The sequence below is a fragment of the Nocardioides sp. NPDC006303 genome, from assembly GCF_040613175.1.
In the GTDB taxonomy this organism is placed as follows: domain Bacteria; phylum Actinomycetota; class Actinomycetes; order Propionibacteriales; family Nocardioidaceae; genus Nocardioides.
Genome location: NZ_JBEXRR010000003.1, coordinates 48,188 through 73,002, shown reverse-complemented (window position 1 = coordinate 73,002; position 24,815 = coordinate 48,188). Strand labels below are relative to the sequence as shown.

Below are 24,815 nucleotides of genomic sequence, written 5' to 3'. Positions count from 1 at the left end.
CGTGGGTGTCACGATCGAAGATTCTTGGCGGCTTCCTCGGCCGCCTCCTGAACCAGACGGCCGTAGGACTCGATCAGGTCTGGTCCCAGGCGGTTGACGGGCCCGGAGATGCTGATGGACGCCACGGGGCGGTCCTCTGGCGTGATGGCGGCTGCTATCGACCGAATTCCGTCGGTGAGTTCCTCGTCTGCCAGGGCGTATCCGCGCTCTCGGACCTGCTCGAGATCCTCGAGAAGCTTCTGCGGGTCGGTCAGCGTGTGGATGGTCTCGGCGGACAGCCCATCGGCGATGTAGGCGTCGATCTCGGTCTGGGGGAGCAAGGCGAGTGCGGCCTTACCGGTAGAGCTGGCATGAAGCGGGCTGCGGGTGCCGATCGGCTTGACCAGCCGAAGTGGGTGCTTGCTGTCTTGACGCTCGACCAGCCGCATGGTGCTGCCTTCGACGACCGCGAGGTGGATGGTCTCCAGCGTCTCGTTGTTCAGCCGCTGAAGGGCACCCAGTGCGGCTTCGCGAAGGCGACCGAGATCGTCGACGCTGTCGCTCAGCGTGCGTACGCGGTCTCCAAGCGTCCAGCGCCCGGAGTCCTTGCGGTCCGTACGGATCCAACCGAGATCTGACAACGTGGCCAAGCTGCGTTGCACCGTGCTCTTGGGGAGCTCGAGTCGGCGCGAGAGTTCGCTCAGTCCGATCGGCTGATTCTCAGCCACTGCCTCAAGGATCTTGAACGTCGTTCGCACACTGCGCACGCGGCGCCCCCTTCTGTAACCGATCGGTCCACGATGCAGACCAGTATGGCATCGATCGGTCCAGTTGCATGGTTTGGCGCAAGCGTCAGCGACACAAAACCGCGCCTGTGAGGTTCGTTGCAAGGGGTTGGGGGCAGACGACTCGTCGCCGTCGCCATCGGAACTCAAGATCTGAGTGGAATGTGTTGACAGTCACATTCCCGGCACATAGTGTTCTTTAATGCGGACCGACTGGTCCGCTATAAGGACCGACGGATGGTCTTCGTCGACTGGGCAATCGCTTCGAGCATCTCCCGGATATGGGTTCACCCCCGTACCAGTGACCTCGCTGACGGCCGGTCGACGTTGCACTTGCCGCAGCCAAACCACGGATGCAGAGATGAGGAGATTGAGTTGACTGAGCAGATGCGGGCCGCCCGCCTCCATGAACGCCAGAAGCCGATGACGGTGGACCTCATCGACAAACCCACGGTCCGACCATCGGATGTCCTCATTGAGGTCCGAGCGTGCGGGGTCGTTCCCAACATGACCAATGTGATCCACACTCCTCCTCCCGTCGGTCTTCACCTGCTCGATCTTCCTGCGGTGTACGGGCTCGATGTAGCGGGCGTGATCGTCGAGAAGGGATCACTGGTGCACGGGTTCGAGGTGGGTGATCGGGTCTACGTCAACCCCGCGCGCTACTGCACCAACTGCGCGCAATGCCGGAAGGGGCACGTCATGGCCTGCGAGCACATGGCGCTCAACGGCTACCTGGGGTCCGGGGCCAAGTCTCCGGAGTCCATGGGTGACTACCCCCACGGGGGCTTTGCCGAGTACATGACAGCCCCGCCGTACAGCTTGGTGCGGCTGCCGGACTCCCTGAGCTTCGAGACGGCCGCACGTTGGGGCTACCTCGGCACAGGGTATGCCGCACTTCGGCGAGCCAACGTGGACATGACCACCAGCGTGTTGATCAATGGGATCTCGGGCACGCTCGGCGTTGGTATAGCGCTGTTCGCGCTCGCTCTGGGCGCGCCGCGGATTCTGGGTGTAGGTAGGAATGTCGAGCGCCTCGAGAAGATCAAGGCGCTCGCACCTGACCGTATTCATGTCCACTCGACTGTCGACAGTGATCAGTCGATCGCGGACTGGGCGCGGTCCGTGACCGATGGTGCCGGCGCCGATGTGGTGATCGATGCGCTATCCACCGGCAGTCCCGCCAAGGCCTTCCTGGCCGCAGCTGCGGCACTCTCTCGTGGAGGAACCCACGTGAACGTCGGTGGTGTCATCGAGGAGGTCGCGCTCAGCCCACTGGCCGTCATGAACTTTGACCAGACCTACGTGGGCAACATGTGGTTCACGCCCGAGCAGGGACAGGAGATGGCTGATCTGGCTGCGTCAGGGCTGGTGAACCTCGACCTGTTCGAGCATGCCAAGTTCTCGTTGGAAGGCGTGAACGACGCGATTGCGACGATCGAGGAGCGCAACGGAGGATGGTCGAACTTTGTCGTCACCCCTTGGGAAAGCTGATCGGCGGCTGGGGTGCGGCGGTGTCCACGTGAGCTCCGGCGGAGCTTCCTGGTCTATCTGGCGGGGTAGCGGGTTGGGGCAGTCGCTTCGCGTGGCAGCCCGACCCCTCCCCGACGCGTCGCCTCGTGATGGCCTGTGAACGCGTCACGGCCGCAGTGAGCGGCCAGCTGGGCCTGGGTTCGTCAGCCGACGAGGTCGCAGAACCCCCTACCCTGAACCGAGTCTCCAGCGACGGTTCCCGTCACCTCCAAGACGCCGGTGTAGAACGTACGACTCGATTCTTGAGCGAGCCGGTGACGGACCTGAAGCCGAGCGTCGATTCCAGGCATCGACAGGACCCAGCCGTGAGGGATTGTCTGACCCGATTCAGACGAGATCGCCTCCCCGCCGATAACCTCGGTCTCTGCTGTGGTCACAATGTGCGTGCCGTCCGGTTGAAGCACAGTTGCCCAGGTGGAGCCGCCGCCAGGCCGAACACTGGTGTCCCAGAGGCTGACCGCTCGCCCATCTGTGAGGACGACCCCGAACCAAGCAAACGCGCCGCCCGTGTCACTGAAGCGGCCGTGCCGTATCCATTGGCGGTCGTACCACGCGGAGCCCTCGACCTGGTGGGACTCCCGCCCGATGAGGATCTTCCCGCTGACGCGGAGACCTGGCACGGAGTACTGCGTTGTGACGGCCTCTCCAAGCAAGAACGAACCCGCTCCGCCGTTGAGCAGCACAGGAGAGGCAGGGTCAAGCGCGAGGTCGAACCCGCCGGAACCCTCTAGGTCGCCAGCCACCCGATACCCGTCCGCGAAGGACCCGTAGAAGCTACCCAGCGGGGCGCGCAATGAGAGGCGATCCGTCGCAATTCCCGCCACGGCCGACGCGGACTTGAGGTGCCGTGACAACAGGGGTCCGTCGTCCATCTCCCGCAACGACACGTGGATGCGCATCATGCGGCCAGCGGTGTGCGAAGCCATGAAGTGAGCCGCGAACCGGCGGCCGGCGACTGACTCGACTTCCGCGGTGACCCACCAGACCTCCCAGGGGAAGTCGAGGTGAGCGGCTTCATCTCGCGGCCAGCGAAGCAGGGTCGGTCTGCCGTCGACGGAAATGGGCTTCATGGCATCTGTCCCTCGTGTGTTCGTTGGTGTGGTCGATTGGGTGAGGCTTGGGGTGTTGACAGCCATAGAGGCCGGTCATATTGTGCCATAATACGAACCAATTGGTCCGCAATGCGGGTCAGGTGTCGATGGTGGCGCCTTCCTATCTCTCCGTCTGCGCCGAGCGTCGTACGAAAGGACCCCCGTCATGACCATCCCCGGCTTCACGTCAGAGCACGAGATCCGCACCGCGTTCTTCATGGCGATGTCGAAGATGTATCGCACCGAGGTGCCGCTGTACGGGGACCTGCTGGACATCGTCGATGGCGTCAATGCGAGGGTCCTTTCCGCCGACGCCGAGATGGAAGCAGACCTGAGGCGACGGGGCGAGTACGAGCGCCTCGGCCAAGAGCGACACGGTGCCATCAGGGTGGGAACGGGCGAAGAGCTCGCGACGCTTCGTCGGATGTTCGCCGTGATGGGAATGCACCCTGTCGGCTATTACGACCTTTCGGTCGCGGGCGTCCCCGTGCATTCGACGGCCTTCCGGCCCGTGGATCTGGCCGGCCTCAACCGCAACCCGTTCCGGGTTTTCACCTCGTTGTTGAGGTTGGAGCTGATCGATGATGCGGAGTTGAGGAACGAGGCATCGCGACTGCTGTCCCAGCGCCGAATCTTCACCGATCGCACCCTTGAGCTCACAGAGCAGTACGAACGCGACGGCGGGCTCGAAGAGGATGCTGCAGCGGAGTTCGTGACCGAGGTCTTGGAGACGTTCCGTTGGCACGGCGACACCGTCGTTGATGCTGGCACTTACAAGAAGCTCAACGACGTTCACCGCCTCGTCGCTGATGTCGCGTGTTTCCGAGGTCCGCACATCAATCACCTGACTCCGCGGACCCTCGACATCGACGCAGTTCAGGCGGAGATGCTCGCCCGGGGGATCGACGCAAAGGATGTCATCGAGGGGCCACCGCGGCGCGAGCACCCGATCTTGCTGCGGCAGACCAGTTTCAAGGCGCTCGAGGAGCGCATCAAGTTCCATGGCGGCGATGACGGTGTCATGGGGACCCACGCTGCCCGATTCGGCGAGATCGAGCAGCGCGGCCTTGCCCTGACTCCCAAGGGCCGCGCCCTGTACGAAGAGCTGCTCGCAGAAGCCCGCGGAACCAAGGGCGCGCAAGCGCGCGATTTCGAAGAGCACCTCGAAGCAGTATTCAGTCGGTTCCCGGACGATCTGACCGTCTTGCGGCGCGAAGAGCTCGGCTACTTCAACTACCGACTCGTCGTCGACGAGGTCCCGAGGGGGGCCGACCTCTCGGACCTGGAATCGCTCATCGCCCAAGGAGTCGTCGAGGCGAGCCCGATCATCTACGAGGACTTCCTTCCAGTGAGCGCCGCGGGCATCTTTCAGTCGAACCTCGGGGGCACGGAGCAGAAGTCATACTCCGCATCTGAAGCGAAGGCCTCGCTCGAACACGCCCTCGGAGCTGCAGTGGCCGAACCGTTCGAGCTCTACGCCGGAGTCCAGGAAGACTCCCTCGAGCGCCTCGAGACCCAGCTGGTGCGGACACGCTCGACCGGGTGATCTCGTCATGGAGGCCGCTCTAGAAGGGGCACTACGAGGTGCCGGGGGTGATCGCGGAGACGCATCTGCTGCTCGCCGTACGTTTCTCGAGCCGACGACGTCGTGTGATCCGACGGCATGAGCTGCCGGTCCGGCTGGACGACGTCGCCGAGGTCTCGACGTTGCACGTCGCCGAGCTCCTCGGGTCCAAGACCGAACCACATCTACAGGCAGGAACTGCAGTGACGAATTCATCGTTGACTGGTCGCACCGCTCTCATCTCAGGTGGAAGTCGAGGCATCGGCCTCTCGATCGCACTACGCCTCGCGCGTGAAGGCGCCAACATCGCTCTGCTGGCCAAGACTGATACGCCGAACCCCAGATTGCCCGGTACGGTGCACACTGCCGCAGCGGAGATCGAGGCCGCTGGGGGCCAGGCGCTCGCCGTCGTTGGGGACGTCCGGGACCGGGCAGCGGTGTCACGTGCCGTCTCTGAATGCGTAACGAGATTCGGCGGGATCGACATCGTGGTCAACAACGCCTCGGCGATCAACCTTTCCGGCTGGGGTGACCTCGACCCCAAGCGCTTCGACCTGATGCTCGACGTCAACGTGCGAGGCACCTTCTCACTCGTCACCGAGGCACTGCCTCACCTGCTCAACTCAGAGCACGCACACGTGCTGACCTTGTCCCCGCCGCTCAACGTTGCGCGGCGGTGGCTGGCCACGCACGCTCCCTACACCCTGACCAAGTACGCGATGACCATGCTCACGCTCGGTCTTGCCGAGCAGTATCGGGGATCTCTGGCTGCCAACTGTCTTTGGCCCGAGACCCTCATCGCAACCGCCGCGGTGCAGAACATCGTGGGAGGTGACGAAGGCATGAGGGCCGCGCGCAGCCCGCAGATCATGGCCGACGCAGCCGCGGTGATCCTCGAGGCGAAACCAGGTCTCGAAACGGGGCACTGCCACATCGACTCCGACGTCCTTCGGTGTAGCGGTGAGACCGACCTCTCGGGCTATGCGGCGGTTCCCGGCACCGCAGAGTCCGACCTCGAACTCGATCTCTTCATCTAGTCCGACATCGCCAGGAAGGGCTACCGCACATGTCCAAGCCACGACTCACCGTTGTCGTCTGCAGCACGAGACCACGTCGAGCCGGCGCGCCGGTCGGTGCCTGGTTCGCCGCCCTGGCCCAGAAGCACGAGGCATTCGACGTCGACCTCGTCGACCTGGCCGATCTCTCCCTGCCCATCCTGGACGAGCCGGAACACCCCGCCTTGCGCGAGTATCAGAATGACCACACCAAACGGTGGAGCGCGATCATCGACAGCTCCGACTCTGTCGTGTTCGTCGTCCCTGAGTACAACCACAGCTTCAACGCTGCGACAAAGAACGCCATCGACTACTTGTACCTGGAATGGCGCGACAAAGCTGTCGGGTTCGTCAGCTACGGCGGAGTCTCTGCCGGCACCCGTGCTACCCAGGCACTACGCCCAGTTCTGTTGGCGGTGAAGGCGATCCCGGCCCTCGAGTCAGTCAGTATTCCTCACGTGAGCACTCTGGTTGACGGCGACACGTTCAACGCGTCGGACGGCCTCGAGAAGGCCGCCTTCGTGATGCTCGACGAGATAGACCGCCGCGAACGCGTCCTTCGTCAGCTGCGAGAAGGCGAACGGCGGTAAGTCCTGCAACTCGTGCTCATAGCTGAGGTGATGCTTCTTCCGCGGACCAGATCCGTGGAAGGAGCATCACGTCGGTCGGGCGTAGTGCCTCCCGCCGGCTCCGTCAGCTACTCGAACGTGAGGACGGCCTTGGTCACCTTGCCGTGATGGACGTCGTCGAGGGCCTCGTTGATCGACGTGAACGGGTAGGGGGTGATGAGGTCGTCGAACGGGAACCGGCCCTGGCGATAGAGGTCCAGCATGCGCGGTACGAACTCCTGCGGGACGGCGTCGCCCTCGATCACCCCGATCAGGGTTCGACCGAAGAGCAGGTGGCCCTGGTCGATTGCGATCTCGTTCGGAAGTCCCTGGAACCCGACCGAGGCGCAGACACCCGGTGTCTGGAGACACTCGATAGCGGCGCGGACCGCGTCAGGAAGTCCGATGCAGTCCACGCTGTACTGTGCGCCGAGACCATCGGTGATCTCGACGATCGCTTGGGCAGCGTCGACCTGCGCTGAGTTGACGGTGTGGGTGGCGCCGAGCTCGCGGGCGCGTTCGAGCCGTGCGTCGTCGATGTCTACGGCGATGATCGTTCCGCAATCCGCCGCCTGTGCAGCGAGGACGGCGGCGAGGCCGACCGAGCCGACCGCAAAGACTGCGATGGAGGAGCCCTGTTCGGGCGCAAGGGTGTTGAGCACGGCGCCGGCGCCGGTCTGGATGCCACATCCGAGTGGACCAAGCAGCTCCAGGGGCACGTCGTCGCCGACGACGACACAGTTGCGCTCGTTGGTGATGGACAGCCCGGACCAAGAGGACTGCCCGAACCACGCGCCCAGGACTGGTTCGCCGTCGACGGAGAGGGGAGAGGTGCCGTCGACGCGCGCCCCGACGAGGTTGCGGCCGATGAACTCGCGACAGTGCATCGGCAGCCCGCGTTCGCAGATGTCGCAGCGTCCGCACGACGCATAGGACAGTGCGACGCGGTCTCCCACCTTCACCGTGCTGACGCCGTCACCCACGGCCTCGACGATGCCCGAACCCTCGTGACCGAGGACAATGGGCAGCTGCCCCTCGGCCGGAGCTGCGATGACACCGAGGTCGGTATGGCAGATGCCGACACCGACCATCCGCACGAGCACTTCACCCTTACCAGGTCGGGCGACATCGACGGTCTCGAGGGAGAGCGCGCCTCCCTGCTCTCGTAGGACCGCGGCGGTGGTGGTTTGAGTTGTCATGACGTCTCATCCTCTTGGTTCGGTAGGGCGGGAAGTGGTGGTGACGGACAGCTACTGATGGGCTCGATGACGCCGCTGATCAGGCGGGTGGAGCAGCCTCTGAAAGCTTGCGGCGCATGATCTTTCCCGTCGACGTGGTCGGAAGCGCCGAGACAAAGCGAACGGTCCGGGGTCGCTTGTAAGCAGCGAGCTTGTCGCGGGTGAACTCGATGAGCTCGGCCTCGCTCGGGCTCGTACCGGCACGCAGCACGACGTACGCACAGGCCAGCTCGCCTTTGACGTCGTCGGGTACGGGGCCGACCGCGACCATCGAGACTGCGGGATGTGCGCTGAGGACACGCTCGATTTCGGCCGGGTAGACGTTGTAGCCGCCGGTGATGATGAGGTCCTTGCGACGGTCGACGACGAAGAAGTACCCGTTCTCGTCGACGGTGGCGATGTCGCCGGTGTGAAGCCAGCCGTCGGCCTCGATCGTCTTGGCCGTCTCGGCATCGTTGCCGAAATAGCCCATCATCACGATCGGTCCACGGACCATGAGCTCGCCGGGGGTGCCAGGGGCAGCGTCGACACTCACGTTTTCGAGGTCGGCGACACGTACCTGGACGCCGGGAAGCGATACTCCGATCGAACCGGGGACCCGAGGCGAGTGGACGGCATGGGTAGTGCCGAGGCCGGATATCTCTGTCATCCCCCAGAGCTCGAGAAGCGGGGCACCGGAGCGCTTCTGCCACGCGTTGATGGTGCTGATCGAGATTGTCTGGCCGCCCACCGTGCACACCCGCAGCGCACTCAGGTCGGCGTCGGCGAGCGCTTCGGAGGACAGCAGCATCGAGTACATCGCGGGTACGCCCTCGAACATCGTCGCCCGGTACTTGGTGATGAGTGCGAGACCTTCCTCGGCGACAAATCGCTCCATCAGGACGACAGTTCCGCCTACGAGGAAGGTGCCGTTGATGGCGACGTTGCCGTAGACATGGGGCGCCGGAAGGGCGGTGACGACGACGTCGTTCTCGGTACGACCATGCATCGTCGCGGTCAGCGAACAGTTGAGGAGTACCGCCTGTTGAGACTGCATTGCCCCCTTGGGGTGCCCGGTGGTGCCGGACGTGTAGCCGATGGTCGACATCGACTCCGGCGTCACCGGCGCCGGATCGACGAGCGGCTCATGGTCGAAAAGCGTTGCGAAGCCGCGCTCGTCCTCACTGTCGAGGGCAAGGACGAGGCCGACCGCGTTGTCCTCGTCTGCGATCGCGCGGATCGCTTCGAACTGGTCAGCGGACGTCAGTACCGCCACAGCCCCGCAGTCGCGGACGACGAAGGCCATCTCGGGTGGGGTGAGCATCACGTTGACGGGGTTGACGACGGCTCCCGCGCGTAGGGCGGCGTGGTACGCGACGATCCACTGCCACGTGTTGGGGCCGTAGAGGGAGACCACCTGTCCTGGCTCGACGCCGTTGGCTCGCAGCCCGGTGGCTGCGCGGGCAGCGAGGTCGTCCAGGTCGGCGTAGGTGAACGTGCCGCCGGCGGTGATCAGGGCCGTCTTGTCGCCAAAGCGTTGTGCGCTGAGCCGCAGGATGTCACCGGGGCCGACCATGTCGGGGCGGCTCTTGGTCCCGGACTCGGTGTCGATGCTCATCGGAATACTGGGTCCTCTCGGTGGATGCTCCGGACCGGGCGTCGTGGATAGCCAGCCGCCCGGTCCGGTCGTTGTGTGGATTCGCCGTCGACTCGGTCGCTCAGACCGCTTCGGCATCCTTGTTCAGGGTGATGGACTGCCAGTTGGTGTACTCGGCCAAGCCATGCAAGGAGTTCTCGGCGCCGATGCCGGACTGCTTGTGACCGCCGAAGACCTGGTAAGGCGTGTACTGATGCACCTCGTTGAGCCAGACGGTGCCGGCGTCGATCTGTCGCGCGATCCGCTGGAGTGCGTCGAGGTCCTTGCCCCAAACGGAGGCTCCGAGCCCGTAGATGGTGTCGTTGGCGCGAGCGATGACGTCGTCCTCGTCGGTCCACTTCAGGAGGGGAAGGATGGGACCGAACGGCTCCTCCACCACCAGCCGGGAGTCCTCGGGCGGGTTGTCGACCAGGGTGACCGGGACGAACCAGCCGGCACCCTCGGTGTCGATCTCACCACCGAGGGCAAAGGCGTGGCCTTGGGCGTGAGAGTCGGCGAAGAACTCCTGCACCTTCTTGAACTGCGGTTCGTTCTGGATCGGTCCGAGGCCGGTGTCGGCGTCGGCACCGTTGCCGACCTTGATCGTCTTCGCGTAGGCGACCAGAGCATCGCGGACGGCGTCGTAGACGTCCTCGTGGATGTAGAGCCGCTTGGCGGCGTTGCAGAACTGTGCGTTGTTCTGGAAGGCAGCCCAGAAGAGCTGGGGAGCGACTCTGGCCGGGTCGACGTCGGGGAGCACGATGGCCGGGTCGTTGCCACCGAGCTCGAGGGTGAGCCGCTTGAGCGTCCCGGAGGCGGAGCTCATCACGTGCCGGCCCGTGTCGGTGCTCCCGGTGAAGGCGATCTTGTTGATGTCGGGGTGGGAGGTCATCCACTTGCCGAGGTCGTCGTCACCCGCGACCGCACTGAGCACGCCGGGCGGGACGAGGTCCTGGACGAGCTCGACCAGCTTCAGGTCGCACAGTGGCGTGAACGGCGACGGCTTCACGACGATGGTGCACCCTGCGACCAGAGCGGGCGCGATCTTCCACACCGAGAGAAGGATCGGGAAGTTCCACGGGACGATGGCGCCGACGACGCCGACCGGGGTGTATCGGGTGACGGCTGAACGCTCCGCGGAGTCGAGGAGCGTCTCATCGGGCAGTGACTGCTTAGCGATCTCGCGGAACCATGCAACGGAGCCGAAGACTTCCCACTCCGCGCCGGCGCGCGGCTTGCCCTGCTCGCGGGTCAGCAGCGCCATGAACTCCTCGGCGTGCTCCTCCAGCCGGTCACCGATCGCGCTGACGATGCGCTGACGCTCCTCGATCGGCGTCGCGGCCCAGCCTGGGAAGGCGGCACGCGCGGCAGCGACCGCCTCGTCGAGCTGGCCCTTGCTCATGACCGGCACCTGAGCGATGACCTCGCCGGTAGCCGGGTTGAATGCCGGAGCCGTCGTGTCCGAGGTGGCGGGTCGGCCGTTGATCGTCGAGACGTAGTCGCTGTCGAAGGTGGTCGTGGCCCGGCGTTCGGCTTGGGTGGTCATCGGTGACGCTCCTTGGGTCTGAGGGATCGGTCACCCCGACCATGCATCGTGACGAGCGTCACTAACTGTTCGGATTCGGGACGGTGGATCCAGGGGGCGCGCCCTTCCCGACCTCACGAACGGTCTACGTCTGGATACCGAGACGCCTGATGCGCTCGTACAGCGTGTTGCGCCCGATGCCGAGCCGCTCGGCCGCCTTGGTCTTGTTGCCGCCCTCCTCGGCCAGGACCGCCACGATCGTGTCGTGCTCGGCCTGCTCGAGGAGACCGAGATGTCGACGACGGGGACCGGTCCGGTACGCCGCGGGCAAGTCGGCGCCCGTGATGTCTCCAGTGGTGCGCGCTGACGTGGCTTCCATCAAGACTCTGCGAAGCTCCCGGAGGTTTCCCGGCCACGACACTGACTTCAGGATGTGCATGGCGGTGGGGGTGAGCTTCCGTCCGACACCTGCCGGTAGGCCGACGAGGAGCGACGCGACGAGATCCGGGAACTCCTCCATGCGCTGTCTGAGCGGTAGGACCTCTCGGCGTTTCGATGCTCTGGCGAGCAACGCCGCGTGCTGGTTCGAGATGGCGCTTTCTCCTGCGGGGACCAGGTCGGACGAAGCGACCAAGGCCACAGTGGCGCCGGCGTGAGCGTCGAGCAGTTTGCCGAGCAGCCCTGCTGCTGCGGGCGTCAGGAGGTCCGCGTCGTCGAACAGAACCGGCCCACCGGACTCGAGAGCACGTCGTGCCCGAAGCAACCAACGAGCCGCTCCGACCTCGATCTCGTCAGCAGCAGAGACCACCTGGGCATCAGCCCCCAGAGCTTCGAGCCCGGCTGTCGTACGTCCTGTCCCGGGCTCGCCGTGGATCACGACGACATCGCCTGGGGCGATCGCGCCGATCCGGCGCGGCGAGCTCTTGGCACCTGCGGTGGACCGAGGAACGGGCGGACGAGGAACCAGCGGTTCGAAGTCGAAGATCACCCCACCGGGGCTTCCTTGGACCCGTTCGAAGTGCACCGTGGTTTCCATGCCGCCAGCGAGCCTGATGGCAGATCTCACGGTCCGGCTCCGCGGTGCATCGATGGCCATCTCCCGTAGGCGAGCATGGTCCGCTGTGCCGAGGAGGTCGATCGCGTGACGGTTTGCCAGGAAAACGTCATCGCTCAGGACGACCACCGGGTTCGGCCGGTTGGCGGCGCGGATCTGGAAGGCGGCCAGCATCTTCTGCTCGGCGACTCGCGACCCTTCGAGCAGGTGCTGCTCGATGTCGCGGACCGCCCGCATCAAGAATGGTCCCAGGAGCCGAGTGGCGTCCTCGACGTGGCCGGTGACGTCGAGGACGCCTTCGAGGCGCCGCGTCGCCGGGTGCACGATGGGGGCACCAAAACATGAGAACTGGTGCAGGGCCTCCAGGAAGTGTTCTGAACCGCTCACGGAGATCGGAGCACGGAGCTCAAAGGCGGTCGCCAGAGCGTTGGTTCCGGAAACCGACTCGACGTAGCGACTGCCAGGAACGGCCATGACCCGATCCAACGCACCGGTGAGGCTTCGCACCCCGTAGCGCCGGTCGACTATGACCGATCCCTTGTCGGCAAGCAGGACGCTGAATCGCGTGTCTGAGAGGTCTTGGGCCATTCGATCGAGTACTGGCTCGGCCGCCAGAGCGAGTCGACTACGACGATCGACGTCGGACATCACCGACTCGCGGACCTCCATGCCAGGATCAAGGCCCGCTAGTTGAGCGCGGTGCCAGGCCGTCTCGATCTCGGGGCGTAGCCCCCTCGTCTCGCCCATGTCCATCGCTACATTGTCCTTCGCGGAGCGCCTCTCAGGCCAGCGCTCCCGCGCGGATCGGGAACGCCAGCGGACGCATAGGCGACGCTGTCGCCCCGCGTAGACGCAGGCCGGCGCCCACCATGACGAACTCCCACAGCTGAGCCTCGGAGATCTCCTCGAGGTTCGCGTTCTCCATGATCGGAATTCCGCATTCGCCGAGCAGGTAGGTGTGGACGGGGTGCCAGTTGTTCGGGTCAGTGCTGGGCATGACCTCAAGCGCGACGTTGTCTGCTCCGATGATCATGGCGCCCGCCTCGGCCAGGAGCGCCGCAGCGCCCCTGTCTAGGCCCGCCTCGTTGTGCAGATAGCGCTTGTTGTCGTTCCACAGCCGCATGCGGCCGGTGCGGATGAGGACGACGTCGCCTTCGCGGATCTCGGTGCCCTGGCGTTCGATCACCGCGGAGAGGTCGTCAGCGGAGACGACCTGCGAGTCGGGAAGCACATCGACACCGGCTGCTGCGGCAACGTCGAGAAGTACGCCGCGCGCGATGACCGGCGGCAGCTGCTCGGCGCCGTTCTTCAGCCAGTGACGGCTACCCAGGCTTTGGTCCGCACTTACTTCGTTCCACACCATCCCGTCGAGGCCGAAGTGGTTCAGCGAGTCGAGATGGGTCCCGGTGTGGGTGTACATGGAGATGCAGTCGCCCGAGTAGGTGACATGCTGGTTCTGCTCTGCCCCGATGCCGAGGACGTTCTCGTTGACGCTGCCGTGCGGTGTGTGAGACATCCAGATCTGGTACGTCGGGTCGCCGAGTCCGTCCCACGACGGCATTCCCACGTGGTAGTCGACGGACAGGTCGTAGATCGTCGTCGGATCGGCGGCCGCCCATGCCGCGGCGCGAGACTCGTCGGTCATGAGGTTGAGCATGCCGATCTCGTCCGATGGCCCGAAGGGGCTGCGGCTCACCTTGCCTGCGGTGACGGAACGTGCGGCCACAGGGTCGGTCGTCTTCACATTCATGCTGGTCTCCTTTGCGGTGCGCTCGCGCGCTCGTCAGGTGTCTCTGGTTCAGTTCCGGTCGAGACGTCGTCCGACCACGGTGGTGGCGGCAGCCGATACGTCACCGGTGTCCGCTCCATGCGAAGGGGGTTGCGCGTGAGCTCGGTGCCGCCGATCTCGACGGTCGGGTTCAGGCCGAGCGACCTGGCGAACTCGAAGGCGGCCGCGACGTCGTTGACCGGGCCAGCGGGAACCCCAGCCTCGTTGAGCAGTCGTGACCATTCTGCTGCCGGTGCTGAGGCCAGCTGCGTGCTCAACGCGACTCGCAACGCTTCTCGGTGGTGAACTCGGCTCGCATTGGACGAGAAGCGCGGATCGTCTGCCAGGTCGGGCACGCCGACCACTGTGCTCATCGACCGGAACTGACGGTCGTTGCCGACCGCGACTGCGAGCTCGCCGCCGGCGGTCGGCAGGGTCTCGTACGGCGCGATCGACGGATGCTGGTTTCCCATCCGTTGCGGCACGACCCCGCCGGCGGTGTAGGCGGATCCCTGATTGGACAGAGCGGCCAGGGCGCAGCTGAGCAGGTCGACCTCGATTCGCTGACCCTCGCCGGTTCGTTCGCGGTGGCGCACGGCAGCCACCACCCCGAGGGCGGCGTAGAGCCCGGTGATGACGTCGATCAGCGCGACCCCGACCTTTTGAGGTTCCTGCTCTGGTGCTCCGGTGACGCTCATCAGGCCACCGACAGCCTGGACGATCAGGTCGTAACCGGGCAACGACGCGCCGTCGCCCGACCCGAATGCACTGATCGAGCAGTAGATCATGTCAGGCCTCAGCGACACGAGCTGCTCGTATCCGAGGCCGAGGCGGTCCATCACCCCGGGCCGAAAGTTCTCCACGACGATCCCGCTCTTCACCGCGAGGTCCTGAGCCTGCCGGCGGCCCTCGTCGGTTGCCAGGTCGAGGACGACGCTGTTCTTGTTGCGGTTCACCGACAGGAAGTACGTCGCTCCGCCGCCCGGTGCGTACGGAGGTCCCCAGGCTCGGGTGTCGTCACCACCTCCGGGGCGCTCGACCTTGACCACCTCGGCTCCGAGGTCGCCGAGCAGCATGGTCGTGAGCGGGCCGGCGAGGATCCGGGAGAAGTCCGCGACACGGAGTCCCTCGAGAGCGGTCATCGGCCGACGAACTCCCCGACGCGCTTCTCGGAGAAGGCGCGGTAGGCCTCGACCGAGTCTGAGGTGGAACGGACCACACCCATATGCGAAGAGATCAGATCCAGGCTTGTCCGAAGGTCCAGCCGCTGGGACTGATACGCCGTACGTTTGATCATCCGCACAGCCACGGGCGGCGCGGCGGCGATACGGCGCGCCAACGCGTAGGTGGCGTCCATGAGCCCTTTGGAGTCGTGGACGCTGTTCACCAAGCCGATCTCGGCGGCCTGGTCGGCAGCGACCATGTCACCGGTCCACAGCAGTTCTAGGGCCTTCGGCATCCCGACCAGCCGGGGGAGGAGCCAGCAGCCACCGTCCCCAGGGACCAGTCCGACCTTGACGTACGACATTGCCAGCCGGGCGTTGTCCGAGATCAGCCGCAGGTCGCACATCAGTGCCATGTCGAGCCCTGCGCCCATGGCGTCGCCGTTGATGGCGGCGATGACGGGCTTGTCCACGTTCTCCAGGGCCAGCGGCACCCGGTGGATGTGGTCGGTGAGCGCCTGCTTGAACTCCAACGGCTTCTGCTCGTGCTCGGCCACCCAAGACAAGTCGATACCGGAGCAGAAACCTTTGCCTGCTCCGGTGACCACGATGGCGCGCACCAGCGGATCCGCCTGCGCCTCGAGAAGCCGGTCGGCCCAGGCATCGACCATCTCGAACGTGAACGCGTTGCGCTTCTCTGGTCGGTTGAGCCGGATGGTCGCTACATGTTCGGCGACCTCATACTCGAGCTCGTTCATGGAAGGCATGACTCCTCAGGTGTGGTTCAGATGCTGCACACGTACGCCGGGCAGGCGTCAGGCGTGCTGGCTGTCTTGGTGGAACCGGCACGCGACGCTTCTCAGGAAGCGGCGAGGCGCAGTCGGGTGGGCAGGGTGTTGAGCTCCTCATGACCGTCGGCGGTGACGATGACGTTGCCGCCGATGTTCACCTGTCGACGGCCGAAGACTGCGTCGGGCTCGAGCTGGAAGGTCATACCGGGCTCGAGGACCACATCGAGGTCGGTGCCGGGAAGCTCAACGACCTGCTTGAAGCGGTCGGTGATGCTGCGGTCGGTGCCTCGCGTGACGCGGCCGACCATGGTCAGAGGAGTAAGGCTGTGGATCAGCGGCGTGATGTGCCACGCTCCGGCCCTCTCGAGCGGCTCGGCCATGGCATCGGCGACCTCGCCGAACTTCACGCCGGGACGGATCGCCTCCAGGCCCCGCTCATAGGACTCGCGCGCCACCTCGGCCGCGCGGTGGAACTCAGGTGCGACATCGCCGACCGCCACGCACATCTGCACCTGCGCCTCGATGCCGCCGACCGCCGGCATCATCTCGGACAGCACCATGTCACCGTTCTGGATCACGCGTGCCGGCTGTGCACGGTGGAGCCAGCGCGGTGCGTCCCAGCTGAGGTTGTCGGGCCCGGAGTGGAGGAACAGGTCGTGGGCCATCCCGGCGCCGTGGCGGTGGAACTCGTGCAGGATCGCGGCGTAGACGTCGATCTCGCTGACACCCGGCTTGGTCACGTCCAACATGACCTGGCAGGCCCGTTCGGCCAACTCAGAGACGAAACGGAACAGTGCGAGCTCTTCGTCGCTCTTCACCAGCCAGACGGCCGTGAACTCGTCGAGGACGTCGACGAATGTCGCCTGCGGCAGCTCGGCCTGGAGGTAGGCCCACATCGGCTGCGGCGTCCAGCCATAGGGGAGCAGGTTGGGACCGCTGAGGATGCCGATCGTTCCGATGCGGGACTTGGTGAGTCCGAGCTCCTCCAGGACCCGCACCATGGCCGGCGCGCGAGGCCCGAATCGCATGTCCTGGATCCAGGTACCCTCTCCGAGCTCCTGCGCCTGCAGCCACGATCCCGCCAATGAGGCACCGCGCTGGATGGCGACGGGCTCGCCTTCGAGCGGGAGTATCACGGCAGATCCCGGCAGATCGTTGGTCAGGTAGGTGTCGGCTGGATATCGCACCGGAGCAGGGGGGACGAGGAGAGCCTCGACCTCGTTGCGACGCATCAGATCACGCAGCAGACCCCAGCGACGGTCCCGTTCGGCCAGCGAAAGCGTGGGCGTCGACAGGTCGGGAGAGACGCTCACGCGATGTTCTCCTTGGGCTTCTTCGTCCACGCCCACATCTCCATGTTCACGTTCTTGCGGTAGTCCTCCTGCATCGCAGGCGTCAGCACTTCGACATGGAGGCGGTTCTCGACCCACACCTCGATGACGTCGAAGAACTCACCTCGAGGGCACGACACAGTGCGCCACCCGTGGCGTCGTGCGATCGCCATGATCTCCTCCTGCGACTTCTCCGTCGAGGTCGCGAAGTGGAAGGCGACGTACTTGGACGGGGACTCATCCGGCTTGGGCCACACCGGGTCCTCGTCGCCCTTCCCGGGCGCCATCGTCTGAGAACGCGGATAGACCTCGCAGGTCGTGCCATTCTCGTCGCCGGCGATCGCCACCCAGGCGCCGGGCCACGGCGGAAACTCGAAAGCCTCACCTCCCCAGATCTCGGCGATCACCTCTGCGACGAGTTGCGTGTTGTCCGCGGGAATCGAGACGTGAAAGATCATCGTCGGCCTTCCTTCTGATCTATTGTCCAAAGAACAGGACACAATGTCCTGTCATGAATACTAGATTGGGGGATAGGGGGCGTCAAGGGGCTTAGGTAACGGCGTTTCCAGTTGCACTAGATGTCCTGTGTCGAGGACACTGAAGTCTTCCGGCCGCGGCAATCGGCCAGTTCGGAGACGAGGAGGCCTACTGATGGTGAACGAGGTACCCGCGGTGAGTGCCGCTGTCCGGTTGGTCGAGCGCCTTGCGGCCGCCGCCCCTCAGCCTGTGTCGGCTGGCACGCTCGTGGACGAGCTCGGGCTCAACCGGTCGACCTGTTACAACATTCTTGCCACGCTGCAGCAGGCTGGCTGGGTCAACAACCTCGGCAAACGGTCGGGATGGACGCTCGGGCCGGGACTGTCGACGCTGTCCGGTCTTGGCGACGAGGGCATTCATGCTGTCGCCAAGGAGGAGGTCGAGCAGCTATGTCGGCGACTCGGGGTGGTCGTCTTTGCCTGCCAGGAGGATGGATCGGGCAGCTATACCGTCGTTGCGGTTGGTGACCCGGGCCGCGGGGTTCGGGTCACGGTCGACGTCGGTGACCGTTTCCCCTTCTCGGCGCCCGGGCTCATGCAGGCCTTCTGGGCGTATCGCCCGTTCGAGGATTTCCGCGACCTTGCACGGAGGCGTCTCGTCGAGCGCTTCACCGAGTTCACGGTAACGGATGCCGACGAGCTGAAGGATGTGTTCGAACAGGTTCGGTCTCGCGGGTATGGCTCGAGCATTCGCCAGTTCAACGTGGCGCACAGCGGTGCTTCGGCGACCGTGTTCGGTCCGAACGGGCAGCCGAAGCTGGCCCTGATGACGATCACGTTCTCGAGCGAGCTGGATGAGGACAACCTTGACCGCGTCGGTGCGGCGATTCGCGATGCAGCGGACCGGATTACGGCGCGGATCGGCGGTGCGGTGCCGGAGCGAGGGCGCGTCCTGTCTGGACGATGACCGAGCGGACTGTGTGTTCGCGCGACATTGTCATGAACGTAGTACGACGATGCCGTCGTCGTCGCTGACAAGTGTCGATCCGGGCAGGAAGATGCATCCGCCGAAGGAGACGGGAACGTCGCGCTGACCTCGACCCTCTTTGAGACTTCGTCGCGGGTTGGTTCCCCGCGCCTTGATCCCGAGGGGCAGGGTGCCGAGAGGCGCCGCATCGCGGACGGCGCCGTTGATCACGATCCCTGCCCAGCCATTGCTTGCTGCTCGCATTGCCATGTTGTCGCCCAGCATCGCCACTCGCACCGATCCGGTTGTGTCGACGACGATCACCCGGCCCTCGCCCGGCTCTGAGATGACCTGCTTGAGCAACAAGTTGTCCTCGTAGCAAAGCAGTGTCACTACGGCCCCTGAGAAGGTGCGCCGACCGCCGTACTGCCGGAGCTGTGTGTCGCAGACGTCGATCTCGTTGCCGTGCTCGTCGCAGAGATCCGCCGTGCTCAGGGGGATTTTCGCGGTCATGTCAACTCCTGATTCGGGGCGCAGGTCTGTGCCTTGGGGGTTTCGCTTCGGTGTCGGCGATGTTAGCATCATGTCCTCGATACAAGACACGAATTCTCCTATGGTGGTCACTTATGAAACTTGCGTCTTCCTTTCTCGTGCCTGGTTCGCCGGACAAGGTGCTCAACTCCTTCCTTGATCCAGCGATCATGCAGGTGTGTCTCCCGGGCTGCGAGGAGGTCAAGCAGGTCGATGACAACACCTATCGCGGAAGCCTCGTGAACGAAGTCGCCCACGTGAAGTTCAAGGCGACGTTCATCGCCGAGATCACTGAACGGGACATCCCCGAGGACACCGCGAAGCCGGCGATGATCAAGGCAGTGCTGAAGGGGGAAGACCGTCGACTCGGCAGCACCGTCAAGCTCGACGCTCTCCTGACGGTCTCGCCGGTCGACACCGACGGCGACAACGCCAACTCTCAGGTCTCTTACGAGATGGAGATGGCGATGTGGGGCAAGCTCGGCCGGCTTGGCGAGGCCGTCATCCGCCGTCGCACCGCTGAGGTGGAGGCGCAGTTCGCCGAGGCCCTGGCCGCGGTGTGCGCGGGCAAGCCGGTGCCGACGCGAGCATCGGGTAAGAGCGGCCGGGCAGCCGCTCGGACGCGGGCGAATGGTGCCGTCGCGATTGGTGTCGGGAACGACGTACCGGGTCAGGTCGACCAGTCCGGGCAGATCAGTCTCACCCCGGTGCCCGTGGCACCGCGTTCGTCGCAGGACCTGCTTGTCCTCGGGCTGGCGGTCGCTGCAGCTTTCGCCTACGGCGTGATTGCCGGCGGCCGCGCGCGAGCCCGCCGATGACTCGCTTTCACCGGCCCGGCAGCCTGGAGGAAGCGACAACGCTGCTCTCCGAGCTCGACGACGCGATGGTCTACGGAGGAGGCACCGCCATTCAGATCCTCCTCAAGCAGGGGATCTTGTTCACCGAGGACTTCCTGGACATCTCTGGAGTTCCTGGTCTGAATGACGTGGTCCTCACTGACGGCGGGTTCCGCGTCGGTTCTCTCGTCAGCCTGCGGCACATGGAGACGAGCGAGGACGTGAGGCGGCTCGCACCGTTGGTCGCCCAGACCTACGGCAAGGTCGCAAACCCGCGGGTGAGGAACACGGCGAGCGTCGGTGGCAATGTCGCCCACGGTGACTACAGGCTCGACCCGCCCACGGCGCTAGCGGTCCTCGATGCGACCTTGGAGCTCTCCTCCGTCGAGGGAACGCGTGAGGTGTCGGTCAGGGAGTTCTTCGTCGACTTCCAGGTCACCGACCTCCAGCCCGACGAGATCATCACCGCGCTGCTCATTCCGCACGAGCCGCCGGGTTCGGTCGGGCACTACGCCAAGCTGAGCAGCCTGAGCGAGAACGACTGGCCCTGTGCCACCGCGGCTGTGCTCGCGGTCCCAGAGGACGACTTCGTCGAGATCAGGATCGGTCTCGGCGCGCTTGCACCGACCACCCGCTATGTGGCCTTCGACATGACGCCCGACATGAACGACCAAGAAACGGTCGAGGCCGCGATCGAGATCGCCGACTCCGCCATGGACCCGATCGCGGACGTACGTGGAAGTGCGAGCTACAAGGCAACGCTCGGGCGGGTGGCGGTCGAAGAGGCCGTACGCACGGTCCTGAAGGAGATCAATCGTGACTGACATTGTGGATCACCCCGACACACAGGTTGCTCGGAGCGCTGCGCCGCCGGAGGTTCAGGGGGTCGGTCAGCGGAGACGGCGGTTCGATGCTCTTGGCCGCGTTCGCGGCACCATTCGGTACACCGGGGACGAGACGCCGCCCCGGGGGACTCTGCACGCCGCCGTGCACCGCAGCACCATGCCGCACGCCCGGATCCTTTCCGTCGATACCGATGAGGCTGCGGCCGTCAGCGGCGTCTTCAGCGTCGTGACCGGGCGTGACCTGCACGAGCTGTTCGGCGACCGCATCTACACCGGCCCGGCCTTTGCCGACCAACCGTGCCTGGCCGTCGACAAGACCAGGTACGTCGGCGAGCCTGTCGCGGCGGTCCTGGCATCCGACCGCGCTGTCGCCCAAGCGGCAGCAGATCTGATCGCCGTCGAGTATGAGGAGCTCCCCGCGGTCCACGACGTGCGGGCCGCGCTCGAGGGGAGCGCGTTCGTCCATGACGAGCTGAGGCCGAGCTCGGTGTTCGCAGACCTCGCGCACCTCGGCGGAGTTCGTGACACCAACATCGCCTATGAGTACCGGCAGGTCCTCGGGGACGTGGCAATGGAAGCAGACGCCGCCACTACGACGGTGTCAGCCACCACTTGGGCGCCGCCCACGCACCATGTGCCGATCGAGCTCCCCTCGACCACAGCCTGGGTCGAGGGCGGACGTCTCGAGATGCTCAGCACGACCCAGACGCCGTCGTACTGCCGTCAGACCATCTCGGACCTCTTGGCGATCCCGCTGTCGCAGGTGCGGATCACCACGCGTCCACTGGGAGGAAGCTTCGGGTCGAAGATGTACGACCGGCTCGAGCCGCTGACCGCGGCGCTGGCATGGTCGACCGGCAAGCCCGTCCGTTTCGACGTGACGCGCGAAGAGGCGTTCCTCCTGACCACGCGGCACGGTTGCGAGGTGGTCGCCTCGATGTCGGCCGATGCCAACGGCGACATCGTGGCCGTCACCTCCGACGTCCGCTACGACACCGGCGCGTTTGCCGATGTTGGTCCCCGTATCGCGGCAAAGTCCGGGCTGATCGCCGCCGGGCCCTACAACGTACGAAGCGTCGATGTTGTGTCACGGTGCATCTACACGAACAAGGTGTCCGCCGGTCCGTTCCGCGGTTTCGGCGTCCCTCAGATCACGTGGTCCCACGAGACGCTGATCGATGAGCTGGCCAGAGAGCTTGGCGAGGATCCGTATCGGTTCCGCCGCCGCCACCTGCTGCGGGAGGGTGATGTCGCCTCAGTCGGCACCCCCATGCACAGTGCTGACTTCGTCACCTCGATCGACTCGGTCGCCGACGCGATCGGCTGGGACGACCCCACCCCGAGCGGCGATGGGCGCTGGATTCACGGCAAGGGCATCGCGGTCGGCATCAAGGCTGTTCTCACGCCGACGATCGCGAACGCGACCCTGAACCTGAACCAGGACGGGTCGGCGACGCTGCTGATCAGCACCGTCGACATGGGCCAAGGTAGCGACACGATCATGGCTCAGATCGTCGGAGAGGTGCTCCGGATCGACAGCCGGAGAGTCCATGTCGTTCCCGCCGACACCGACGCGACCCCGTACGACACGATCACAGCTGGCAGTCGTTCTACCTATCACACGGGAAATGCCGTGCGCCTGGTCGCGGAGGCCATGCGGACGAAGCTCCTGGGCTTCGCCGCCGAGCAGCTCGAGGTCGCGGCCGACGAGCTGCAGCTCGGTGCCGACGGGATCAGGCACGTACCGACGGACAAGACGTTGACCGTCCCGGATGTCGTACGCACCAAGTACGGCGCTCGGGGAGCGACTGTGACCACCGCGGAGAACTTCACCAGCTGGTGGCACCCCTACGACAAGGGCACCGGTCGCTCGGAGAAGGTGACCGAGCACTGGTTCGCCGGCGCAGTTGCGGTGCGTATCGCGGTGGACACCCGAACCGGTCGCATTCACACCCATCATCTGGCGGTCGCAGGAGATGTCGGAAAGGCGATCAACCCTGCCTTGGTGGAACAGCAGCTCACCGGCTCGGCGATCATGGGCCTGGGGCACACACTGTTCGATCAGCTGGTGCTGGACAACGGCCAGATGATCAACGCGACCCTGCTCGACTACCAGCTGCCGTCGATCAAGGACGTGCCTGATCGGCTGACGCCGATCATCGTGGAGAGCGCGCACCGAGACGGTCCTTTCGGTGCCAAGGGCGTGGGGGAGACCGGGATCCTTCCGATCGCGCCGGCCTACGCGAACGCGCTTCGCGACGCCTGCGACGTTCGCGTGACCCAGTTGCCGCTGACGCCCGAACGCGTCCTTCACCACCTCGATGCCCGGGAGGCACGATGAGCACGGAGATCTCGCTCGATGTCAACGGCACCAGCCACCGGGTGCGGGTCGCGGACAACACAGTGCTTCTCGACGCTCTGCGTCAGCAAGTGGGAGTCACGAGCGCTCGGGAGGGATGCGGCGTCGGCGCGTGCGGCGCCTGTACGGTGCTCGTTGAAGGGCACAGCGTGTCGTCCTGCATGGCGAATGCTCGCCGCTATGACGGCAAGAAGGTCGTCACGGCTGACGGCCTCCCGGAGAACGACCCAGTGGTGTCCTCCTACGTCGACAACGGCGCCATGCAGTGCGGCTACTGCATTCCCGGCTTCGTCCTGATGACCAAAGAGTTGCTCCGGGAGAACCCGTCGCCAACTGATGAGGAGATCGCTGATCACCTCGAGGGCAACATCTGCCGGTGTGCGACCTATCCGGAGATCATGAAGGCGGTTCGCGAGGCGGCTGCCCGAGCAGGGGAGACAACCTGATGCCTAAACTCGACCGTCCTTGGGGGACGTACCACTACCTCGACGAGGGTGCCGGACCGCTGGTTGTGCTGCTGCACCCGCTGGCAGCAACGGGCGAGTTGTGGCGACGCCTGATCGACGAGCTGACCCCGTCCTTCCGTGTGGTAGCACCTGATGCTCGAGGGCATGGTGCCTCGACATGGGACGGCACTCAGTTCACCGTTCCAGACCTGGCCGACGACGTGGCTGCCCTCATTCAGCACCTCGACTCCGGTCCTGCCCATCTCGTGGCCCTTTCGATGGGTGGTTGCACGGCAGTGGCGACCGCCATACGAAGCCCCGAGCTCGTCGGGCGGCTCGTACTCGCTGACACCACCGCTGACTATGGTCCGCAGAAGACGGAGGCGTGGTCGGAGCGAGCCGAGAGGGCTGTCGCAGTTCCTCGCGCCAAGCAGCTCCGTTTCCAGGTGGAGCGCTGGTTCTCCACCGGATTCATCGAACAGGATCCAGCCGAGGTCGAGCGGATCTCGAAGATCTTCGTCGACACGGACTCTGAGGCCCATGCGGCGGCTTGCCGCGCCCTCGGTGCCTACAGCGACCTGGGCCGGCTCGGGGAGATCAAGGCGCCCACGCTCGTCCTGGTCGGTGAGGACGACTATGCGACTCCGCCGCGGATGGCTCAGACGATCCATGAAAGCATCGCGGGTTCCACGTACCTCGTGTTGTACAAGACGCGGCACATGTCATTGGTCGAGAACCCAACCGCCCGGTTGCTCGCAGCCCGTCATCTGTCCGGTTTGGACGTGCTGCGTGACTGACATGTTCGGCGTCAGATGAGGTGGAGGGCGACGTAATCGCCCCAACAAGATGGAACTTCTTCGATCTCGAGGCAGCGGCTGCGCAGCGGTCGCGAGATCGGTAACAGAAAGGGAGTAGGGAATGTCCCTAGATCAGTGGACGAAGGTCGCAGCTGTTGGCGACTTGCCTGACGGCGAGATGATCGGCGTCGATGCCGGCCAGGTCAAGATCTGCTTGGCGCGGGTCGAGGACAAGTACTACGCGATGAACGACATCTGCTCGCACTTCGCAACCCGGCTGTCCGGGGGTGAGTTCTACCCCGATGACCTGGAGGTCGAATGCCCCCTCCATGACAGTCGGTTCAGCCTTGTCGACGGGAGCCCGCACGAGGTCCCGGCGGACGAACCGGTCCAGGTGTACGCAGTGCGGGTCGACGGAGACGAGATCGTCGTCGGCCCAGCCGAAGAAGGGCAGTAGG

General features: G+C 65.1%; 23 protein-coding genes. 11 read left to right on the top strand and 12 right to left on the bottom strand.

Translation table 11 applies throughout. The features are described from left to right. Nucleotides 1-8: 8 nt before the first annotated feature. Nucleotides 9-914 (bottom strand): IclR family transcriptional regulator, encoded by a 906-nt coding sequence (locus tag ABZY89_RS03455; protein ID WP_355224656.1) that lies wholly within the window; start codon nucleotides 912-914, stop codon nucleotides 9-11. A gap of 225 nt (nucleotides 915-1,139) precedes the next feature. On the opposite strand from ABZY89_RS03455, the gene ABZY89_RS03450 reads away from it, so the two are divergent. After that, a complete protein-coding gene (locus tag ABZY89_RS03450; RefSeq protein ID WP_355224654.1) occupies nucleotides 1,140-2,258 on the top strand; it encodes an alcohol dehydrogenase catalytic domain-containing protein in 1,119 nt (372 codons plus the stop codon). A 182-nt stretch (nucleotides 2,259-2,440) separates the two neighbouring features. Here ABZY89_RS03450 and ABZY89_RS03445 read toward each other — a convergent pair whose 3' ends face one another. Then, nucleotides 2,441-3,367: a lipocalin-like domain-containing protein gene (locus ABZY89_RS03445; protein WP_355224653.1), complete on the bottom strand. Its 927-nt coding sequence runs from the start codon at nucleotides 3,365-3,367 to the stop codon at nucleotides 2,441-2,443. A 187-nt stretch (nucleotides 3,368-3,554) separates the two neighbouring features. On the opposite strand from ABZY89_RS03445, the gene ABZY89_RS03440 reads away from it, so the two are divergent. The 3 genes from ABZY89_RS03440 to ABZY89_RS03430 are packed head-to-tail and all read left to right on the top strand — an operon-like array spanning nucleotide 3,555 to nucleotide 6,597. Continuing rightward, complete coding sequence (locus ABZY89_RS03440) at nucleotides 3,555-4,934, top strand: VOC family protein (RefSeq protein ID WP_355224652.1); 1,380 nt, start codon at nucleotides 3,555-3,557, stop codon at nucleotides 4,932-4,934. Between the two features lie 47 nt (nucleotides 4,935-4,981). Then, nucleotides 4,982-5,989: an SDR family oxidoreductase gene (locus tag ABZY89_RS03435; RefSeq protein WP_355224650.1), complete on the top strand. Its 1,008-nt coding sequence runs from the start codon at nucleotides 4,982-4,984 to the stop codon at nucleotides 5,987-5,989. A gap of 29 nt (nucleotides 5,990-6,018) precedes the next feature. Then, entirely contained in the window at nucleotides 6,019-6,597 is a 579-nt protein-coding gene (locus tag ABZY89_RS03430) for an NAD(P)H-dependent oxidoreductase (protein WP_355224648.1), read from the top strand. A 107-nt stretch (nucleotides 6,598-6,704) separates the two neighbouring features. Here the strand turns inward: ABZY89_RS03430 and ABZY89_RS03425 are convergent, their stop codons facing one another. The 9 genes from ABZY89_RS03425 to ABZY89_RS03385 form a co-directional block, all read right to left on the bottom strand. Beyond that, entirely contained in the window at nucleotides 6,705-7,814 is a 1,110-nt protein-coding gene (locus ABZY89_RS03425; RefSeq protein ID WP_355224646.1) for an NAD(P)-dependent alcohol dehydrogenase, read from the bottom strand. A gap of 79 nt (nucleotides 7,815-7,893) precedes the next feature. Further along, a complete protein-coding gene (locus ABZY89_RS03420) occupies nucleotides 7,894-9,450 on the bottom strand; it encodes an AMP-binding protein (RefSeq protein WP_355224644.1) in 1,557 nt (518 codons plus the stop codon). A 100-nt stretch (nucleotides 9,451-9,550) separates the two neighbouring features. After that, nucleotides 9,551-11,014 (bottom strand): aldehyde dehydrogenase family protein, encoded by a 1,464-nt coding sequence (locus ABZY89_RS03415; protein ID WP_355224642.1) that lies wholly within the window; start codon nucleotides 11,012-11,014, stop codon nucleotides 9,551-9,553. A 124-nt stretch (nucleotides 11,015-11,138) separates the two neighbouring features. Beyond that, complete coding sequence (locus ABZY89_RS03410) at nucleotides 11,139-12,521, bottom strand: helix-turn-helix domain-containing protein (RefSeq protein ID WP_355224641.1); 1,383 nt, start codon at nucleotides 12,519-12,521, stop codon at nucleotides 11,139-11,141. Between the two features lie 307 nt (nucleotides 12,522-12,828). Continuing rightward, complete coding sequence (locus tag ABZY89_RS03405; RefSeq protein ID WP_355224639.1) at nucleotides 12,829-13,797, bottom strand: cyclase family protein; 969 nt, start codon at nucleotides 13,795-13,797, stop codon at nucleotides 12,829-12,831. Continuing rightward, nucleotides 13,794-14,957 (bottom strand): CoA transferase, encoded by a 1,164-nt coding sequence (locus ABZY89_RS03400; RefSeq protein WP_355224637.1) that lies wholly within the window; start codon nucleotides 14,955-14,957, stop codon nucleotides 13,794-13,796. The genes ABZY89_RS03405 and ABZY89_RS03400 overlap by 4 nt, the downstream gene beginning before the upstream one ends. Next, nucleotides 14,954-15,736: an enoyl-CoA hydratase-related protein gene (locus ABZY89_RS03395; protein WP_355224635.1), complete on the bottom strand. Its 783-nt coding sequence runs from the start codon at nucleotides 15,734-15,736 to the stop codon at nucleotides 14,954-14,956. Before ABZY89_RS03395 ends, ABZY89_RS03400 begins: the two co-directional genes overlap by 4 nt. A gap of 101 nt (nucleotides 15,737-15,837) precedes the next feature. Then, nucleotides 15,838-17,082 (bottom strand): M24 family metallopeptidase, encoded by a 1,245-nt coding sequence (locus tag ABZY89_RS03390; RefSeq protein WP_355224633.1) that lies wholly within the window; start codon nucleotides 17,080-17,082, stop codon nucleotides 15,838-15,840. Beyond that, entirely contained in the window at nucleotides 17,079-17,558 is a 480-nt protein-coding gene (locus ABZY89_RS03385; protein WP_355224631.1) for a hypothetical protein, read from the bottom strand. The genes ABZY89_RS03390 and ABZY89_RS03385 overlap by 4 nt, the downstream gene beginning before the upstream one ends. Before the next feature lie 193 nt (nucleotides 17,559-17,751). On the opposite strand from ABZY89_RS03385, the gene ABZY89_RS03380 reads away from it, so the two are divergent. Further along, on the top strand, nucleotides 17,752-18,543 hold the full coding sequence (locus ABZY89_RS03380; RefSeq protein WP_355224630.1) for an IclR family transcriptional regulator C-terminal domain-containing protein: 792 nt from the start codon (nucleotides 17,752-17,754) through the stop codon (nucleotides 18,541-18,543). A 30-nt stretch (nucleotides 18,544-18,573) separates the two neighbouring features. Here the strand turns inward: ABZY89_RS03380 and rraA are convergent, their stop codons facing one another. Beyond that, a complete protein-coding gene (rraA, locus tag ABZY89_RS03375) occupies nucleotides 18,574-19,056 on the bottom strand; it encodes a ribonuclease E activity regulator RraA (protein ID WP_355224628.1) in 483 nt (160 codons plus the stop codon). A 113-nt stretch (nucleotides 19,057-19,169) separates the two neighbouring features. Between rraA and ABZY89_RS03370 the strand changes: the two genes are divergently transcribed. The 6 genes from ABZY89_RS03370 to ABZY89_RS03345 all read left to right on the top strand — a co-directional run bounded on the left by ABZY89_RS03370 (nucleotide 19,170) and on the right by ABZY89_RS03345 (nucleotide 24,814). Further along, nucleotides 19,170-19,892 carry an SRPBCC domain-containing protein gene (locus ABZY89_RS03370; RefSeq protein ID WP_355224626.1) on the top strand — a complete coding sequence of 241 codons (723 nt, stop codon included), beginning with the start codon at nucleotides 19,170-19,172 and terminating at the stop codon, nucleotides 19,890-19,892. Next, complete coding sequence (locus ABZY89_RS03365; protein WP_355224624.1) at nucleotides 19,889-20,734, top strand: FAD binding domain-containing protein; 846 nt, start codon at nucleotides 19,889-19,891, stop codon at nucleotides 20,732-20,734. The genes ABZY89_RS03370 and ABZY89_RS03365 overlap by 4 nt, the downstream gene beginning before the upstream one ends. After that, nucleotides 20,727-23,096, top strand: coding sequence for a xanthine dehydrogenase family protein molybdopterin-binding subunit (locus ABZY89_RS03360; RefSeq protein ID WP_355224622.1), 2,370 nt, complete (start codon nucleotides 20,727-20,729; stop codon nucleotides 23,094-23,096). The genes ABZY89_RS03365 and ABZY89_RS03360 overlap by 8 nt, the downstream gene beginning before the upstream one ends. Continuing rightward, on the top strand, nucleotides 23,093-23,560 hold the full coding sequence (locus tag ABZY89_RS03355) for a (2Fe-2S)-binding protein (protein ID WP_355224621.1): 468 nt from the start codon (nucleotides 23,093-23,095) through the stop codon (nucleotides 23,558-23,560). The genes ABZY89_RS03360 and ABZY89_RS03355 overlap by 4 nt, the downstream gene beginning before the upstream one ends. Next, a complete protein-coding gene (locus tag ABZY89_RS03350) occupies nucleotides 23,560-24,357 on the top strand; it encodes an alpha/beta fold hydrolase (protein WP_355224619.1) in 798 nt (265 codons plus the stop codon). Before ABZY89_RS03355 ends, ABZY89_RS03350 begins: the two co-directional genes overlap by 1 nt. Before the next feature lie 121 nt (nucleotides 24,358-24,478). Continuing rightward, nucleotides 24,479-24,814 (top strand): non-heme iron oxygenase ferredoxin subunit, encoded by a 336-nt coding sequence (locus ABZY89_RS03345; protein WP_355224617.1) that lies wholly within the window; start codon nucleotides 24,479-24,481, stop codon nucleotides 24,812-24,814. Nucleotide 24,815: the final 1 nt, after the last annotated feature.